Annotated in this window: 12 protein-coding genes and 1 tRNA gene; 7 read left to right on the top strand and 6 right to left on the bottom strand. The window is 44.4% G+C overall.

Translation table 11 applies throughout. From position 1 onward, the window contains the following. Window positions 1-6 precede the first annotated feature (6 nt). Window positions 7-2,853 carry a type I restriction endonuclease subunit R gene (locus X939_RS0119630; RefSeq protein WP_025764990.1) on the top strand — a complete coding sequence of 949 codons (2,847 nt, stop codon included), beginning with the start codon at window positions 7-9 and terminating at the stop codon, window positions 2,851-2,853. A 278-nt stretch (window positions 2,854-3,131) separates the two neighbouring features. On the opposite strand, the gene X939_RS0119625 is transcribed toward X939_RS0119630, so the two are convergent. Further along, window positions 3,132-3,205, bottom strand: a tRNA-Ile gene (locus tag X939_RS0119625). 255 nt (window positions 3,206-3,460) lie between these two features. Between X939_RS0119625 and X939_RS0119620 the strand changes: the two genes are divergently transcribed. The 4 genes from X939_RS0119620 (at window position 3,461) to lpxA (ending at window position 8,110) form a co-directional block, all read left to right on the top strand. Further along, window positions 3,461-4,696 (top strand): HD domain-containing protein, encoded by a 1,236-nt coding sequence (locus tag X939_RS0119620; protein WP_084299574.1) that lies wholly within the window; start codon window positions 3,461-3,463, stop codon window positions 4,694-4,696. Window positions 4,697-4,789: 93 nt separating this feature from the next. Further along, window positions 4,790-5,839, top strand: a complete 1,050-nt coding sequence (gene lpxD, locus X939_RS0119615; RefSeq protein WP_025764988.1) for a UDP-3-O-(3-hydroxymyristoyl)glucosamine N-acyltransferase — start codon at window positions 4,790-4,792, stop codon at window positions 5,837-5,839. Between the two features lie 70 nt (window positions 5,840-5,909). After that, complete coding sequence (locus X939_RS0119610; protein WP_025764987.1) at window positions 5,910-7,301, top strand: bifunctional UDP-3-O-[3-hydroxymyristoyl] N-acetylglucosamine deacetylase/3-hydroxyacyl-ACP dehydratase; 1,392 nt, start codon at window positions 5,910-5,912, stop codon at window positions 7,299-7,301. Then, window positions 7,298-8,110 (top strand): acyl-ACP--UDP-N-acetylglucosamine O-acyltransferase, encoded by an 813-nt coding sequence (gene lpxA, locus X939_RS0119605; protein ID WP_025764986.1) that lies wholly within the window; start codon window positions 7,298-7,300, stop codon window positions 8,108-8,110. The genes X939_RS0119610 and lpxA overlap by 4 nt, the downstream gene beginning before the upstream one ends. A 69-nt stretch (window positions 8,111-8,179) precedes the next feature. Here lpxA and X939_RS0119600 read toward each other — a convergent pair whose 3' ends face one another. From X939_RS0119600 to tsaD, 3 genes are read right to left on the bottom strand one after another with little or no spacing between them, the layout of a single operon-like run. Next, entirely contained in the window at window positions 8,180-8,980 is an 801-nt protein-coding gene (locus X939_RS0119600) for a hypothetical protein (protein WP_025764985.1), read from the bottom strand. Between the two features lie 13 nt (window positions 8,981-8,993). Continuing rightward, window positions 8,994-9,785, bottom strand: coding sequence for an MOSC domain-containing protein (locus X939_RS0119595; protein WP_025764984.1), 792 nt, complete (start codon window positions 9,783-9,785; stop codon window positions 8,994-8,996). A 23-nt stretch (window positions 9,786-9,808) separates the two neighbouring features. After that, window positions 9,809-10,807: a tRNA (adenosine(37)-N6)-threonylcarbamoyltransferase complex transferase subunit TsaD gene (gene tsaD / locus X939_RS0119590; protein WP_025764983.1), complete on the bottom strand. Its 999-nt coding sequence runs from the start codon at window positions 10,805-10,807 to the stop codon at window positions 9,809-9,811. A 105-nt stretch (window positions 10,808-10,912) separates the two neighbouring features. On the opposite strand from tsaD, the gene X939_RS0119585 reads away from it, so the two are divergent. Beyond that, window positions 10,913-15,508, top strand: coding sequence for a translocation/assembly module TamB domain-containing protein (locus X939_RS0119585; RefSeq protein WP_025764982.1), 4,596 nt, complete (start codon window positions 10,913-10,915; stop codon window positions 15,506-15,508). A 21-nt stretch (window positions 15,509-15,529) separates the two neighbouring features. On the opposite strand, the gene X939_RS0119580 is transcribed toward X939_RS0119585, so the two are convergent. Together X939_RS0119580 and X939_RS0119575 are read right to left on the bottom strand one after the other, a co-directional pair. Next, a complete protein-coding gene (locus tag X939_RS0119580) occupies window positions 15,530-16,045 on the bottom strand; it encodes an acyl-CoA thioesterase (protein WP_025764981.1) in 516 nt (171 codons plus the stop codon). Window positions 16,046-16,083: 38 nt separating this feature from the next. After that, entirely contained in the window at window positions 16,084-16,476 is a 393-nt protein-coding gene (locus X939_RS0119575; protein WP_025764980.1) for a hypothetical protein, read from the bottom strand. A 469-nt stretch (window positions 16,477-16,945) separates the two neighbouring features. On the opposite strand from X939_RS0119575, the gene pafA reads away from it, so the two are divergent. Next, window positions 16,946-18,583 (top strand): alkaline phosphatase PafA, encoded by a 1,638-nt coding sequence (gene pafA, locus X939_RS0119565; protein ID WP_374754304.1) that lies wholly within the window; start codon window positions 16,946-16,948, stop codon window positions 18,581-18,583. Window positions 18,584-18,637: the final 54 nt, after the last annotated feature.

Raw genomic sequence — 18,637 nt, 5'->3', positions numbered from 1 at the left:
ATCGTTATGAGTACACAGTCGGAATTAGCCCTGGAGCTGAGCCTTGTCGCTCAGCTGGTGGAGAATGGTTATGAAAACGTCTTCATCAAGAATGAGACGGATTTGTTAAGCAACCTCAAAACCCAATTGGAGAAGTTCAATGAAAGGACTTTTACCGATGAGGAGTTTAAACAGATCCTCAACCACCTTACCAGAACGACCAACGTTTTTGAAAAGGCTAAAATTCTAAGGGATAAGTTTTCTTTCAAAAATGCCGATAATGAAACCGTGTACGTCCGTTTCCTAAATATGGAACATTGGTGCAAAAATGAATACCAGGTAACCAAGCAAATCACAGTTGATGGTAAGTACCAGACCCGTTTCGACGTCACTTTGCTCATCAATGGACTTCCACTCGTACAGATAGAACTCAAGAAACGAGGGCTGGAGCTTAGGGAGGCCTTTAACCAGATAGACCGCTACAAAAAACATTCCTACCATATCGGTATGGGGCTATTTCAATATATTCAGATCTTCGTGATCAGCAATGGGGTGAATACCAAATATTTTGCCCTGACCAAAAAACCAGATTTTAAATTTACCTTTTACTGGACAGACGAAAACAATCGCCGTGTTTCCGACCTGGAGTCCTTTACAAAAGTATTTCTGGACAAATGCCATGTGTCCAAGATGATCACCCGTTATACGGTACTACACGAAGGCGATAAGGCTTTGATGATCCTAAGGCCCTACCAATACTTCGCAGTAGAAAAAATACTGGAGCGGGTGAAGAACTCCCCAACCGTGGGGCCCTCCAAAAATGGCTATATCTGGCATACCACCGGATCGGGCAAAACACTGACTTCCTTTAAGGCCAGTCAGATCCTTTCCCGGATTCCCAAAGTAGACAAGGTGGTATTTTGTGTAGATCGGGTAGATCTTGATTATAAGACTACCTTAGAGTTTAATGCCTTTAGTCCTGGTTCGGTCGATGGTTCGGACAATACCAAAAAGCTGGTAAAACAGTTTGCCGATCCTAGTGTGCGGCTTATCGTGACCACCATTCAGAAACTCAACACGGCCATTACCCGGGAGCGGCACCAGAAGACCATGGACGGACTGAAAGATAAAAAGGTCGTCTTTATATTCGATGAATGCCACCGAAGCCAGTTTGGAGATACCCACAAAAACATAGTACGGTATTTTAACAACCACCAAATGTTTGGCTTTACCGGTACGCCTATCTTTACAAAAAATGCCGCTACGATAAAAAGACACAAGGTGACTACCGCCATGCTGTTTGGGGAAAGGCTGCATACCTACGTAATTACCGATGCCATTAAAGACCAGAACGTACTGCCTTTTTCGGTGGAGTATACAGGTCGGTACGAGTACAAAGACAACAGTCGGTCGAATCTGGATATTGATGTGGAGGCCATCGATACGGCGGAGCTATTGGAAAGTGAGGAACGGCTCAGTAAGATAGCCCACTACATCATTGGTATTCACGATTCGAAGACCTATAATAGGGCCTTTACGGGTATGTTTTGTATCAGCAATGTTAAGACGCTTATCAAATATTACGACCTGTTCAGAAAGCTAAAAAGAGAGGGTAAGCATGATTTAAGGATAGCCACGATATTTAGCTATACAGCCAATGAAGCCCCAAACAGTGATACAGGCGAAATACCTGAGGAGGATCTGGATTTTAACAATAGCAAAGTCGATATACATACCCGTGATGTATTGGACAAATACATAGAGGAGTATAACCAAGAGTTTAAGACGTCCTTTTCGACCAAGGATAGCCAGTCTTTTAACGATTACTATAAAAACGTGGCCAAACGTGTAATCGATAAGGAAATCGATCTGCTTTTCGTGGTCAATATGTTTTTAACTGGCTTTGACAGTAAAAAGCTAAATACCTTGTATGTAGACAAGAACCTAAAATACCACGGACTGATTCAGGCCTATTCCCGTACCAATAGGGTTACCGGCGAAAAGAAATCACATGGAAATATAGTGGTATTCCGTAATTTGAAACAGGCTACCGACGATTCTATAGAACTGTTCTCTACCTTAGACGCCAAAGAGACGATCTTGATAGAGCCTTACGAGGACTATGTAGAAAAATTTGATCAGGCCGTGGCTACGTTATTATCCGTTGTTCCTACGGTGAGTTCTGTAGACGATTTATTGGGTGAAGATGAACAATTGAGGTTTATAAGGGCTTACCGCAACCTGATGCGGATCAAAAATGCAATGGAGACCTTTGTAGATTTTACTTTTGATAGCTTGTCGATGGATGCGCAGACCTTCGCCGATTATGGATCCAAATACCTGGACTTGTACAATGCAACGAAAAGCAGTACCGAAAAGAAAAAGGAATCCATCTTGAACGAGGTCGATTTCCAATTGGAATTGATTCGGCGAGATGAAATCAACGTCATGTATATTTTGCGCTTGTTGGCTCAAAATCGGGGAGGGGATGAGTCCACACGTAAGAAGCGGGAACAGGAGATATTAACCATGGTGTCTTCGGATCCTGTCCTGAGTACCAAGCGAGAACTAATAGAAAAGTTTATCTTAGAAAACTTACCCACAGTATCGGAAGATGAGCTGGAGCGAGAATATGAAGATTTCCTCAGCGTAGAAAGGCGGGTAGCCTTCGAAAAACTCACGGCTGAGGAAGATATTAATCCTGAGTTGCTTCAAAAGACCATGGACTCCATAGAGTTCTCAGGACGATTTCCGACCAAAGACGAATTGGTAGATACCCTAAACAAAAAGCCTTCCTTTAGGAAAAGGATTTCGATAGGGGAGCGGCTGGTCGTTAAGCTAAGCGAGTTTGTAGGTAAGTTTATGGAGGGGTGAGAGCTCTGTCCTTTACATAAGGTGGTCTAAAGAATGCCCGCTTATTCTTTAGAAAAGATTTCGCCTAATAATTAATGTCAGAGTACTTCCCAATCACCGCCAAAAGTAGGTTTACGGGTGCCTAGCGAACACTAAACGGATAATTGTAGGCGAGTTTGTAGGCGAGTCAAATAAAAAAGGACTTAGTTTTTAAAGCTAAGTCCTTGATTTTCAAGTGGGCCCACCTAGCTAAGTCCTTGATTTTCTTAGTTTTTAAAGCTAAGTCCTTGATTTTCAAGTGGGCCCACCTGGAATCGAACCAGGCACCTACTGATTATGAGTCAGTTGCTCTAACCGAATGAGCTATAGGCCCTTTTATACTTATTAGAATCGAAGTCGACCCCGGTCTGCGCGACACGGTCTGCGCGACGGCGGTCTACGCGACCCGGTCTGCGCGACCCGGTCTACGCGACCCGGCACTACCAACTGATGATGAGCGGAAGGCTCGGGGTCAGCTGCGCTATCGGACTGCAAAATTAAACAAAGACTTTAATTCTCCAAACGATATTGCTAAGATATTGTTATTTGATCAGGAATAGGTTTATTATTTTTGTAAAAAAAATCGATTTTGAACAAGAGAAAGATCATCAACGATCCCGTATACGGCTTTATTACCATCACATCGGATTTGCTTTTTGATTTGGTGGAGCATCCTTTTTTTCAAAGATTAAGGCGCATTAAGCAACTCGGACTGGCCGATCTGGTCTATCCGGGAGCTTTGCATACTCGGTTTCACCATGCCCTAGGTGCTATGCATCTGATGACGCTCACCTTGCAGACCCTTAAAGATAAGGGACATCAGATTTCGGATCAGGAACAGGAAGCGGCCCAGGCGGCAATATTATTGCATGATTTGGGGCATGGTCCCTTTTCACATGTCCTGGAAAGCGTGCTTATGCCTGGCGTTGCCCATGAAGCCATCACCCTCGTGCTTATGAAGCATCTTAATCGGCAGATGAACCACAGACTTACGATGGCAATCCAGATGTTTGAAGGGACTTATCGCCGTCGTTTTTTTCATCAGATGATTTCCAGTCAGCTGGATATGGACCGGATGGATTATTTGAACCGGGATAGCTTCTATACGGGTGTAGTAGAAGGCTCCATAGGCGCCGACAGGCTGATAAAAATGTTTGAGTTAAGCCAGGACGAATTGGTAGTGGAAGAAAAGGCTCTATTGAGTATTGAAAGCTTCCTGCACGCTCGCCGCCTGATGTATTGGCAGGTATACCTGCATAAGACTCTGTTATGTGCCCAGGCCATGCTTACCCAGCTGATGCGTCGTGCGCGTAAGCTGTCTATGGAAGGAGCCGTGCTGTTTGCCACTCCGGCATTTAGTAAATTCCTGAGCCAGGAATATAGTCTTAAGGATTTTGAAGAAAACACTGATTTGCTGGAGGCCTTCAACGCTTTGGATGATAACGACGTATGGGCTTCTGTAAAGGCTTGGGTAGGATATGACGATCCTGTGCTTTCCAGACTATCCAGAGATCTGCTTAATAGGAATTTGTATAAAATTGCTTTTTTTGACTCAGAGCCCAACCAAGACGTACTAAATGTACTTAAAACGGAGTTGTTGGAACAGGGGATAGAAAAGGAATTACTGGAGTATTTCCTGGTTTCGGGCGTGACCACAAATTCTGCTTACGAAAATAGGAGGGATCCTATCCGTGTTAAAATGAAGACTGGGGAGCTACTCGATATAGCAGATGCTTCGGACGTTCCGACCATTGAAGCGCTTACGAAGATTGTCCGTAAGTATTATGTATGTTGGACTAAACCTGTATCTTTGCGAGGTTCGTAATGTATGGCTTCCGGAAAAATGGGGCTTGACGGTCTATATTACCAATTACTTTATACGTTTATCATTACGTAATCTGAATTTAGCCTAAGAAATATGAAATTTACTGTCAGCGAAATTGCAAAAATGCTTGATGGAAAAGTTGTTGGCGATGAGACAATTACAATTAATTCAGCTGCAAAGATTGAGGAGGGCCACCCTGGTTCAATTTCTTTCCTGGCTAATAGTAAGTATGAAACGCATTTATACGGCACGAAGTCTTCTGCTGTTATAGTCAACAAGGATTTTACTCCCAAATCGGAGGTTAGTACTACATTAATTTATGTAGATAATGCCTATTCTGCTTTTACCATTCTTTTGGAAGAGTATCAGAAGCGCATTTCTGGAGCCAAAATGGGAATAGAGCAGCCCAGTTTTTTTGGGGAAGGTAGCACTATGGGCTCAGGTGCTTACAGGGGAGCTTTTTCTTACGTGGGTCGCAATTGTGAGATAGGCGACAACGTAAAAATTTACCCCAATGCCTATATAGGTAATAATGTGCAGATTGGTAACAACTGTACCATTCACCCTGGCGTAAAGCTTTATGACGATACTATTATCGGTAATAACTGTACGATTTTTGCCAATGCGGTAATCGGCGGTGATGGATTCGGTTTCGCCCCCCAAGCTGATGGTTCTTACCGGGCCATTCCTCAGCTGGGTAATGTAGTCATTGAAGATCATGTCAGCATTGGTTCTAATACTACGATCGATTGCGCTACGATGGGCTCTACCATCATTCGCAAGGGGGTAAAACTGGACAATCTGATTCAGATCGCCCATAATGTTGAAATAGGAAAGAACACCGTGATCGCTGCACAGTCTGGGGTATCGGGTTCCACCCGAATTGGAGAACAGTGTATTATCGCTGGCCAGGTGGGTATTGCCGGGCATTTGACGGTGGCCAATCATACTAAAATTGGTGCACAAAGTGGCTTGGGTAAATCCATCAAGAAAGAAGGGGTTTCCTTATCCGGTTCCCCTTCTCGTGACCTAACCGAGCACCTTCGGTCTATGGCTTCCGTAAAAAGGCTTCCTGAGATGGAGAAAAGATTAAGAGATTTGGAAAATAACAGAAAGAATTCCCAGACCTTTGTAAAAGGTTAGTTTTCTAAATCGAATTATAATAACTAGTGAACTCTGTCGATGAGTCCCTATTCGTAATTGGTAGATAATAATGAACGAAAAACAACAAACCATTTCCAAGTCAGTATCCGTTACTGGAGTAGGTTTACATACGGGTGTGGTGGCAACAATGACCTTTGTACCCGCACCAGCAAATCATGGATATAAGTTTCAGCGTGTCGACCTCCCCGGGCAACCAATAGTGGATGCCGATGTAGATAATGTAGTGGACCTTTCCAGAGGAACGACTATTGAGCAAAATGGCGCACGAATTAACACAGTAGAACATACCCTGGCAGCTCTTGTGGGCCTGCAGATCGATAATGTTCTCATACAGTTGGATGGCCCCGAACCACCCATTATGGATGGTAGCTCCATCAAGTTTGTAGATGCCTTGACTGGTGCGGGCATAGAAGAACAGAATGCCTATCGGAACTACTTCGAAATCCCTGAATTTATCCATTATAAAAATAAGGATAATAAAACCGAAATGGTTGCCTTGCCCTTATCCGACTATCGCCTTACGGTGATGGTGGACTATAATTCGAAGGTAATCAGTAGCCAGCATGCCTCCCTAAACGATATTACCCTTTTTAAGGACGATATTGCACAATGCAGAACATTTGTATTTTTGCATGAACTGGAAGCGCTTTATAAGCAGAACCTGATCAAAGGAGGAGATCTTACGAACGCTATTGTGATTGTAGATCGTGATGTGGAAGATGGAGAGCTGGATCATTTATCTCAGCTGCTCAACAAACCAAAGGTTAGTGTAGACGAGTCCAATGGAATTCTGAATAATGTGGATTTGCATTTCCCTAATGAAATGGCACGCCATAAACTTCTGGATCTTATCGGAGATTTAGCCCTGATTGGCCGACCCATCAAGGCGCAAATACTTGCCGCCCGACCTGGTCATGCGGCAAATGTGGCCCTGGCCAAAAAGATTAAAAAACTAATTAAATCGGCCAAGGATGATATCCCACAATACGATCCTAACAAGGCTCCGGTTTTCGATATTAATCAGATTGGTCAGCTATTGGCACATCGCTATCCTTTCCAGATGATCGACAAGATCATTGCCCTGGACGAAAAGAGTGTAGTGGGAGTCAAAAACGTAACGATTAACGAGCAATACTTTATAGGCCATTTCCCGGGGAATCCCGTGATGCCCGGCGTGTTGCAGCTGGAGGCAATGGCCCAAACGGGGGGGATCCTGGTGCTCTCTAGCGTGCCAGATCCTGATAACTACTGGCCCTATCTGATCGGTATAGATGCCTGTCGCTTCCGCCGGAACGTATTCCCTGGTGACACTGTAATATTTAAATGTGAATTCACTTCCCCCATGAAACGTGGGATTGTCAAAATGAGCGGGCGCGGTTATGTGTCGGGTCAACTTGTTTGTGAAGCGGATATGATTGCTAGCCTAGTAAAGAAAAAATGACACAATCTTTGAGCTATATTCATCCTGGTGCTAAGATCGCCCAGAATGTAGAAATAGAACCTTTTGCCATGATCCATGACGATGTAGAAATCGGTGAAGGTTCTTGGATAGGTTCGCATGCGGTGATCAACTCAGGGTCTCGTATTGGTAAAAACTGTCGTATATTTCCTGGAGCAGTGATCTCTGCTACCCCTCAGGATCTTAAATATAATAACGAGTATACTTTTACCATCATCGGCGACAATACCACCGTCCGGGAATATGCCACGATCAGCCGGGGTACCGAGGAGCATTGGAAGACCGTGGTAGGTTCCGATTGTATGATTATGGCGTATGCGCACGTGGCACATGATTGCAGGGTGGGTAATAGCTGTATCATTGGAAATAATGTTCAGATGGCTGGGCACGTACATGTAGGTGACTGGGCTATTATCAGTGCGCTTAGCGCGGTTCATCAGTTTGTAAAAATTGGCGCCCATGCCTTTGTGTCGGGTGCTACTCTCGTCAGAAAAGATGTTCCTCCCTATACCAAAGCGGCCCGTGAGCCTATTTCCTATGCAGGTATCAACTCTGTAGGTTTGCGCCGTCGTGGGTTTAGCAACGATAAAATTATAGAGATCCAAAATGTATATCGTTATATCTATATGAAGGGTCTGAATAATGCTGAAGCTCTCCACCAGATAGAGCTAGGCTTACCACCTTCTGATGAGCGGGATAATATTATCAATTTTGTAAGGACATCGGAAAGAGGGATTATGCGTAGTCCATTTCAAACTCATTCCTCACCTGAAGGTGATGGCCATTCCTGATGCCATAATATCCTTTGAAACAAAGCGGAACAACCTTCATCCTATGTGGGTTGTTTTTTTGTGCGTAGTTCAAAGTATAAAAACTGGGGTGAGTAAAATCCAATTCAGAATAACCGCTAATCTGGGCTTAGAGAAAAGGTACAGGCCAAAGAAAAATAGAGAGGCTTGCATAAGACTGATTAGTATAAAAAATAGTACCGTCCGCTGGGTTAGCCGAAAAGGTGTATGATACATCAACCAAATGCCCATAATTAAAATCAACGGGGTGACTAACTTCATCCCCAGGGTCTGCCAGTCGTGTGCCTGACCGGCTTTTACAGGTATTCTTGCATCAGAAATGCTTCGCATCAGCAGGATATTTTGCAGAAATATACCCAGAGTCATCGAGGCAATTAATAATAAAGTGGGGGAAGTTAGTGTAGAATTGCTCCAGCAGATCAGTATGATTGATATGAAAATAAGAACCAGCCGGCGCCATGGGCTATACTTTTGCTGGCGAAAAAAGCGGGTGCACAGTATAAAATAAATGGATAACGCTATTCCTGTGGCAATAAAAGGAAGAGGCTTTGGAATATAAAATGTAAGAATTAAAGCCAGGCAGAGGCATATGGTTATGCTTCTTACTAAAAGTATTTTATGCTTTTGCAGGAATGCTAAGCCCTCTTTATGGTCGGGTGAGGGAATCAGATACCGATGTAATAGAGATGCAGAGAAAGTGACCCATACTAGCCAAAGACTTATCCGCCAGTCGGGATGGGATGTGCCATCGGGCAATACGGCGATCAGCCAGTATAAAGAGAGGATAGTTGCCGGAATCTCGGGTTTTAAAAATCGGATACTGGTAATGAGGTGTACTAGACGAGGTAACATATAAGCGTTATATTCAGGCAATAATCATGATGTGGTCTCCTTCCCGAATCGTTCCTTCTCCTCGACATACCATATTTTGACCAAATAATATTTTATTATTCACCCTCCGGTAGGTGGCCAGTGTTTTCAGAGGTTCTACCCCCCTGATGGCCGTAAACGGGTCGAGAGTTGTCATGTTGCAGCGGGAACAGGGTTTTACGATCTGGAATGACAGAGAGCCTATTTGTATCGTATTGATATGATCTTCCATAAAAGGGGTAAAACCCTTTACAACCAAGTTAGGCCGGAAACGACGCATGGTTATGGTGCTGTCTAATTTTTGATTCAGATCGTCCAGAGATTCCTGAGAGATGAGCAGATAGGGAAAGCCATCGGCGAAGCTTACATTCTCCTGGCGAAATGCATATTCAGGATCGACCCGACGTTCCGCATCGTTGGGCATCATCACAAGTCTTACGGTCTGTCCGAGCTGCTCACTGAGCCACTGGTCTATTTCAGGGTCAACCTGAATCGCATCCAGCTCGTCGTCCCAAACCCTCACGGGAATGACATGGGTCGTTCTGGGAATAAAGGGAACAAGAATAGCTCCTTTCTGAGCCCTGGAGATGCCAATGCCATGTGATTCTAATGTGGTATGCAATAAGGCCATTTGCGGCAGTTGACGCTGGCTTAGGAATCGTCCTTGAATGTCCACAATCATCCAGCGTCGATCGTGCTGGAGTCCTCGCTCCAAAGCCAGCGCTTCGGTGAGCCGAATGCCACCCAGCGACTTTATAGGGTAAATCCAGATTTCAGATAAGATCATCACTAGGGGCGTTTATCAAAAGATTATAGATGCATACGAGGCATGGGAGAGGCCGTTTGGTCGGCGAAGTCCCCTGCTATAAATTTATAATGAGCCGCCATAGCAATCATGGCAGCGTTGTCTGTACAGTATTCAAAGCCGGGAATAAAGACCTCCCAGCGTTGTTTGGAGGCCATTTCCTGCAGTCGATGGCGTAAACCCGAATTGGCAGATACCCCACCCGCTATGGCAATTTGCCGGATTCCAGTCTCCTTTGCAGCTCTTTTGAGTTTGTTGACTAAGATCTCAATGAGAGTATACTGAATGCTTGCACAGATATCGGCAAGGTTGTTCGGTATGAATTGGGGGTCTTTCTGTACTTGTTTCTGTAAAAAATACAGAATAGAAGTTTTGATGCCGCTAAAAGAAAAGTCCAGTCCTGGCATCTCGGATAGTGGGAAGGGGTATGCATGAGGATTTCCTTCCTGAGCATATTTGTCGACTAAGGGTCCTCCAGGATATGGAAGTCCCAGGAGCTTAGCCGACTTATCAAAGGCCTCGCCCACGGCGTCGTCACGGGTTTGACCAATCACTTCCATTTCCAGTGGGCTATCGACTCTAACGATCTGGGTATGACCCCCGCTCACCGTCAGGCAAAGGAAGGGAAATGCGGGGCGAGGATCTTCTATAAAATGTGCCAGCACATGTGCCTGCATATGATTAATCTCAATCAAAGGTAGTCCAAGTCCCAGGGCCATGGATTTTGCAAAAGATGTTCCTACGAGCAATGCCCCTAATAAACCCGGACCTTTTGTAAATGCTATCGCATCCAGGTCATTTTTTGTTACTTTTGCATCGGCCAAAGCCTTCGTGACAACTGGTAGTATATGCTGCTGATGGGCACGAGAGGCTAGCTCAGGTACTACGCCCCCGTATTGGGCATGGATAAGCTGAGTGGCTATAACATTAGAGGCTATCTGTCCGTTAACTAGTACGGCTGCCGATGTTTCGTCACAGGACGATTCAATAGCGAGAATATTCATAAATCATTTTATAATAAGGAACAAAAGTAAGCATTTTAATATTTTGATGGTCAGCTCAGGCCGGAAACAAGTAATTCCTGACTTTCGTATCGAAAAAAATCGTCTATGGTAGCATTCCTGAAGGCATTTCTGAACGGGCTCGTTGTAGTCATTATCTTCGCCCTTTTGGCGCTGGGGATATGTACTATGGCCCTGCAGTTTCCTTCAGTTCAAACCAGGGCGGTACGTTATGCTACCAATACCATTTCTGAACGGTTGGGATATCCGGTAGGGATAGGAAGGGTGAATATCAAATGGTTCGATGTAGTTTCTTTGGAGCAGGTTACGGTTAAAGATACCAGCCAGCTGGATATGATCGATGTTGGGCGTATAGATGTAAACCTGAACCTGTCTAAACTCATTGAGAATTCGCATCGGGATATACATTTAGATGAGGTAAATGTATACCAGCCTAAGGTAAAACTCGTGGTGGTGCCAGAAGCGGGCATGCTTAATATTGATGGTTTTATAGAACGTATCGCGGAGCTGACGGCACCGGCAGTGCCCAGAGCCCCGGATGCACCGGAAAACAATATCCCCTTCACCATTGGAAAATCGTTGGTTACCGACGGGCAGCTATCCTATGACGACCCCAGGGAACCACGGCGTATGGGTTCCCGTACCTTCGATTATTCGCATTTCAAACTTCAGCAGATTTCTGGTGATTTGCGTGACTTTCTTGTACAAGGTGATACCATTTCGTTTAGGGCTAAAGGCCTCAAGTCTGTCGACGCACAGACCGGTCTGGATATGCGTAAACTGGATACCAAATTTCTGTTTTGTCAGAAAAAGATGGAGCTCAAGGAATTGAACGCCTATATAGGCGATTCACATATCCGCGATGAAATTGTTTTCTATTATAACCGATCCGGGGAACTTGGTGATTTTAACCATAAGGTTTTTCTAAAGGGTAGGCTGCGCGATAGCCGGATTAGTGCCAGGGATCTAGGCTTGTTTTCTACCTATGTCGATGGCCTCCATGAGCATTGGATGGTGTCGGGGTTATTTGATGGGAAAGTGGACGACTTTGTTTTCTCTCGTGCTGATATTCAGTTCGGAAAAGGTAGTCGCCTGCGGGGAGACCTTGGGTTTAAGGGTCTCCCGGATTTGGATGCTGTGCATATGGATCTGGATTTGCAGGAGTCTATATTTATTCCCGAAGACATCGTCCAATACTACCCCGATCTTCCCGCACATCCTACACTGGCCAAGTTTGGTGGTTCAACTATTACGGGTAGATATCTGGGTGATCTGGTAGACTTTTCGGTGAAAGCAGATGTCCAGTCCTTACTAGGAAAGTTTGTTTGTGATCTGCAGTTTCATATCGTAGATGATCGGGAAACTACCTATCAGGGGATGCTCAAAACGGCAGGGTTAGACCTGGGAATCTTATTGGACGATACTAAGAACTATCAGAAGCTAGATTTCAGTGGGAACCTGAAGGGTAAGGGCCTGGCCTTGGCCTATGTGGCTACACATATGGAAGGTCAGATTAGCCGTATTGGTTTTCAAAATTATAATTATCAAAATATAAAACTCAATGGGAAACTTCAAAACCAATATTTCTCGGGAGCAGTAAGTGCAAGGGATTCCAATTTTATCTTTGCCCTGAATGGGGAATTTGACCTCAGTAAAGAACAGAACTTCTTCGATGTAAAAGGATCTGTAGACAGGGCTAATCTACGAGAATTGGGCTATGCCAGGGATAGTATTGCCCTTAGCACCAGGCTAGATGTACAATTAAAAGGCAACGATATTGATGCCTTGACTGGCAATGCGCGTTTCTATAACACATTTTTAGTACACACGGGTAATAAGCGTAACCTGGTGATCGACTCACTGTCCCTGACTTCTACCATCACCCATCAGGATCGCCAGATCAATTTAAATAGCGAATTTTTAACGGCCTATCTAAAAGGAGATTTCCTGCCTACCCAAGCCTGGGCTGACCTGGGGCGTTTATTAGAAGAATACAAGCTTTACTTTTTCGATACGGAGGCCAGTAGGAAGGAATATTATGCCAGACGGCCCAAATTGCTTCAGAACAAACGGTATCGTATCGACTATGGGGTCAATACTAAGGATCTTTCTAACTTTTTCGCCTTTCTGACGCCCGATTTATACTTGTCCAAAGGGGCTTCAGTTGCCGGAAGCTTTCGTCTGGACAATACAGCCTTCCTAACTATGACGGCCCTTGCCGATACCCTTCGCTATGGAAACAACCAATTCTTTAAATCTGAAATAGATCTTACTACTTCAAAGTTTACCAATGGATCAGAGGTTTTGGCTTCCATGTTAGTCCTTTCCGAAAATCAGCAGATTAGCGCTATGGTGCCTACCGAAAAAATGGTCTTTGAAGGGGCTTGGGATGTCGATCATATCGATTTTAACGGTGGGATTAAGCAGGTTATGAGTACCAATAATGCCGATTTAAAAGGAGAGATTCGATTCTTATCTGATGGGCTTACCGTGGGTTTTAACGATTCGAAACTTAATTTGTTAGAAGAAGTATGGGCAGTTCCCTCAGGAAGTCAACTACTCTTCGATGGGAGTGACATTGTATTCAAAAATTTGGGACTGGTCAGCGGAAAACAAAGGTTGGCTTTGAATGGCACCATTACCCGTAACCCTTCTAAAACATTGACTCTTGAGATCAAGAACTTTAGATTAAATGCTCTGAACCCCTTATTTGAGACCCGACTTTCGGGCATCATGGATGCAACAGCCAATATGCGTAATGTTTACCAGAATATGCTCCTGGAAGCCCAGACCAGTATTGAAGGACTCGGCTACGGTAAATATGAGTTTGGAAATTTTGTGGGTGCTGGGGACTGGGATCCTGTGCTGGCTGAATTATTGGTAGATGCAAAACTCAGTAAAAATCTCAAAGATGCTTTCAATATCAAGGGGGTGTATCGGCCCTTCTCGGATCAGAATCCTTTGGATCTCAATGCGAATTTTAACCGTTTTGAATTGAAAGCGATCGAACCGTTTGCCGGCGGTTTAGTGTCCGATGTGTCTGGACTTGTAAAGGGGAATGTACGCATAAAAGGTAGGCCGACCGCCCCGGCTCTGGAAGGCTCTCTGGCCATTGAAAAGGGGAAAATGAAGTTTGATTACCTGCAATCAGTTTTTACTTTTAGCGATCAGGTGAACATTAGTGAGGGCGAAATTTCGGTCAATAATATGGTGCTTACCGATCCGGAGGGGAATACGGCAGTCGTGCGTGGAGGAGTATTTCATGACGGTTTTAAGTACTTTTCACTGGGCTTCAATGCGGATTTGAGAGGCTTTAAAATTTTGAATACTACGGCAAGAGATAGTGAAACCTATTATGGGACCGCCTATGTTACTGGCCCGGTAAGTGTCTATGGAAGCATTAATAAACTCAATATAGAGGCGAATGCCACCAGCAATAAGGGCACTAAAATATATATCCCCCTGGATGGGGCTACTGAGGTCGCAACCCAGGATTACATTCAATTTATAAGCCAACTTCCCAGCACGGAAGATAGTGCGGTGGGGCAGAAAGATACGGCGTTGGAGAAAACCTTGAGCGGAATTAAAATGGATTTTAATTTTAATCTCACACCCGATGCGTTATGTGAGATTATTTTTGACCGCCAGACCGGCGATGTAATCAGCGGGGTAGGAAGTGGTCGTATTAACATGAACATTGATACTCAGGGCGATTTTACCATGGCCGGCACCTATGAGATTGAAAAAGGGAGTTATAATTTTACCCTACAAAATGTTATTAACAAAAAGTTTATAATCAAGCCTGGGAGTCGCATTATTTGGTCGGGCGACCCCTACGGGGCGCAACTGGACGTAAAAGCGGGATATGTGCAGCCCGTCTCACTGATAGGCGTATTACCATCCAATGGCTCTTCTAATACCAATAGCGATGTACTTTCCCGCCGCTACCCTGTAGAAGTTACCATAGGACTTTCGGATAAGTTGATGGCTCCTCAGATCAAGTATGATCTTAAAATATTGGACAATCCTACCCTCAGTTCCAATAATTATCAAGGATATCTGGAGGCATTTCAGAATAAGCTCAAAACCAATGAGCAAGAATTGAGCCGTCAGGTGACCAGCTTACTGGTCCTCAACCAGCTACAGCCCGAAACTAGCCTGGCTGCACAGTCATCCGGACAAGGTTTTCTCGGCAACAGTATCAGTGAGCTGGTTTCTAACCAAATAAGCCGGTGGGCTTCGGAGATCAATGAAAATCTGGAGGTGGGCGTGACCGGCCTCTCGCTGGACCAAAATGCCTTAAATAACCTTCAGCTCAGATTTTCTTATCGTTTTCTGAACGATCGCTTTCGGGTCACTCGGGACGGGCGGATCAGCAATGGATCGGTAGGCGGGGTGACCCAATACGATGCTGCAAGCTTATTGGGTGAGTGGACCTTAGAGTATTGGTTGAACAGAAGTGGGTCGGTCCGGGTAAAAGCTTATAATCGGAACATACAGAATTCATTTTATTTAAACAGCTTTACAACAGGTGGGGTAAGCATGCAGTTTAGCCATAGTTTTAACCGCTTTATCCCCTTGCCAAAACCTTCGGGATTGGACAGTCTTCAGAAGACCTTTCCGGATAGCATTGCGGAGCCAACAGCCGGAAACCGGCTAAATATCAGCAAGGGTGGGAGATAGTATCTGGTCTTAAACTTATGGTTAGACTGCTAATGAGGTCTTGATGGTATGAATTCTTTCATTAAAATCGGTATTAGGGAAATCGATATTTCTAACACAGGTTGCTTTCAGATAATCCATGATTTCCTCAGGGTGAGGTACCCTTTTTCCATTCTCAATACTGATATGTTTAGAGGTAGTCCATAATACAGTTTTAAGCTGGTTTTTGCGGTCGTTGGTTATAAAGTATTCGGTAACCATGGTATCCTCATTAAAATAGATAACCCTGGAGGTAATCCGGATCCACTCGCTGATCATGGCCGGACGCACATAGGCTATCTGATGCTGATATACCACCCAGCTGGTCTTTAGTTCGCGAAACATAGCCTCATAGCTGAAGCCATACAGCTTCGAAACCTGATCCTCCCGGGCATTGAAAAAATAATCGAAGTACTTGGAGTTATTTAGATGCATCAGGGGATCACAATCTTGAAAACGGACGATCACTCTGGATTCTGCCTCTATAGGCATATTGGCAATATCAGTTTTAAAAAGCATAATATTTAATCTTTGTAATAGGAATGTATAAGTACCTGTTATTCACCTCTGTAACGGACGGCGTATCCACTGAGCATATAACCTTCCTGATCCACTGAGGTGTAGTACTTGTATTTAACCTCTATCAATGCATCCGCTCCGATTTTTTGGGCTTTTAACACCAACTTAGCCAGCAGTAGTTCCTTGGTACGAGCGTCATTGCCTCGCATAATCATGCGGTTGTCTCCTGTCTGTTGCTTGGTCAGGGAGTCCTCACTCCCTATTTCCAGAAATCCAACTTCCGTGTAAGGGCGGTCAACTGGCTGATTTTCATAAAAAACATCAATGGGATATTTATTGGAGTTTGTGGCGATGGGAATGGCACAGCTCAATAGGGTAGCAAGCAGAAAGAAGATAGCCGATTTGCTGTAAATACTGGTTTTAATTTGCATGGATATTAATACGAATTTTATGATTAGGTCTGTTAATGAATACTTCGGATAAAAATCCCCTTTTGTGGCATTAGCATGCCTGGCTTGGCCGCAAAAGTTAAAGGTAAGTGTAGTATCACTTTACTCCTGGTTTTTCCGAGCCCATCTGTTGAGTAAAACTACATGAAATACCCTATTCAAGCAAATACCTTAGGGGCCACTCTCTCCAAGGGCAATACCTGGAGGGCATTTCAAATTTTGGCTTTGAAAGAGGCCTGTTTAAGGTTTTATCTGGTAATATCGTCAGATGTAAATGGTAACTTGAAATGGAAATAGTAAGTTTGCCATGAAACTTAGGCAATAACTTGTTTTGTAGCCTTTTGGCTTTTAAGAGTCACAAGGGTTGGCGTAGGTATCGCCTTTTCTTTCGGTTTAATAACCTTATACAGTTTAACATTTATTCATTCCAAATCCTAAAGTCTTGAAAAAATTGTTCTTGTTGGTAGTATGTGCAGCTCAGTTGGGAATAGCGGCGGCACAGGCACCCCAAAAAAAAGCGAGTAAGCCAGCCTCCGGGCCTAAACTGGTAGTCGGCATTGTGGTCGATCAAATGCGTTTCGACTACTTGTATCGCTATTACGATCAGTATACGGAGGGTGGATTTAAGCGTATGATGAACGAAGGTTTTAATTGCCGTAACAATCATTACAGCTATGCCATCACCGTAACGGCAGCCGGACATTCCTCCATTTATACAGGATCTGTTCCAGCCATCAACGGAATCGTAGGAAATGAGTGGTATGACCGGGCAACGGGCCAAGGCGTTTATTGTGTGGATGATAGCACGGTGAGCACTGTAGGTAGTGATAATGTATCGGTAGGGAAGATGTCGCCCCGTAACCTGTATAGTAGTACCGTAACGGATCAGCTTCGAATTGCCTCTAATTTTCGCTCCAAAGTAGTAGGAGTGTCCATTAAGGATAGAGGTTCTATCCTGCCTGCGGGCCATGCCGCTAATGCCTCCTATTGGTTCGATTCGAGAACTGGTAACTGGGTAACCAGTACCTATTATATGGATGAGCTGCCTCAGTGGGCGACCGATTATAATAACAAAAAGAAACCTGCCGAATATCTCAGAAAGGGTTGGCAGCTACTATTACCCGCCAAAGAATATACCCAGAGTACCGCCGACGATGTGCCTTGGGAAGGCATTCTTTCCGGAGCCAAGCGTCCGGTCTTTCCTTACGAACTGGCAGGAACAGCCGGTAATGCCTTCGAGGTGATTACCAACACGCCATGGGGTAATACGCTTACCAAAGAAATGGCTATTGAAGCTATCAAAGGAGAAAATATGGGTAGAAACGGAGAGACTGATTTCCTTGCTGTCAGCTTTTCGACACCTGACAAAATTGGCCATAGGGTAGGGCCTAACTCCATAGAGCAACAGGATGATTTCTTAAAGCTTGATCGTGAATTTGCCGATTTATTCAACTTTCTAGATTCTTGGGTAGGAAAAGGAGAATACACCGTGTTTCTTTCTGCCGATCACGGGGTGGCTGATGTGCCTGGTTTCGCTAAGGCCAACAAGCTCCCTGGTGGGCTGGTAAGTGGATCTGAGGTAAAAAAGGTAATTCAGCAGACTCTGGATACTAAATTTGGAAAGGCGGATTATATCGTTGCCGACGAAAATCACCAACTTTATCTGAATCACGATTTGCTAGCAGAAAAGGGCTTTACCGTTAATCAAGTGAAGGATGCCCTTAAGCAAGCCTTACTACCCATGGATGGTATAGCAGACATTGTCAACCTGAATGAGCTGAATAATGGAAGTCTGAACGGCTATCAGGCCGAATTATTTAAGAATAATGTTCATGCCAAGCGTAGCGGTGATATCCAAATAATTATTCAGCCTGGATATCTGTTCGGAAATACCACAGGGACTTCACACGGAACTCCCTACAACTATGATACGCAGGTTCCCTTCGTTATGTTTGGATGGGGCGTGAAAAAGGGTGAAACATTGCGTAGAACATCGGTTTGCGACATAGCCCCTACCATCTCTGCTTTACTGAAAATTTTGCCTCCGAGTGGAAACGTGGGAGAACCCGTTATGGAAGCCTTGAAATAATCAGTCAACCTTAGGGATTATGATACCTTAAAAAAAACAATAAAAAGCGGGAGG

It is taken from the genome of Dyadobacter tibetensis Y620-1, assembly GCF_000566685.1.
Classification (GTDB): Bacteria; Bacteroidota; Bacteroidia; order Cytophagales; family Spirosomataceae; genus Dyadobacter; species Dyadobacter tibetensis.
Note: the sequence above shows the minus strand (reverse complement) of the source record. Positions and strands in the feature narration are given on the sequence as shown.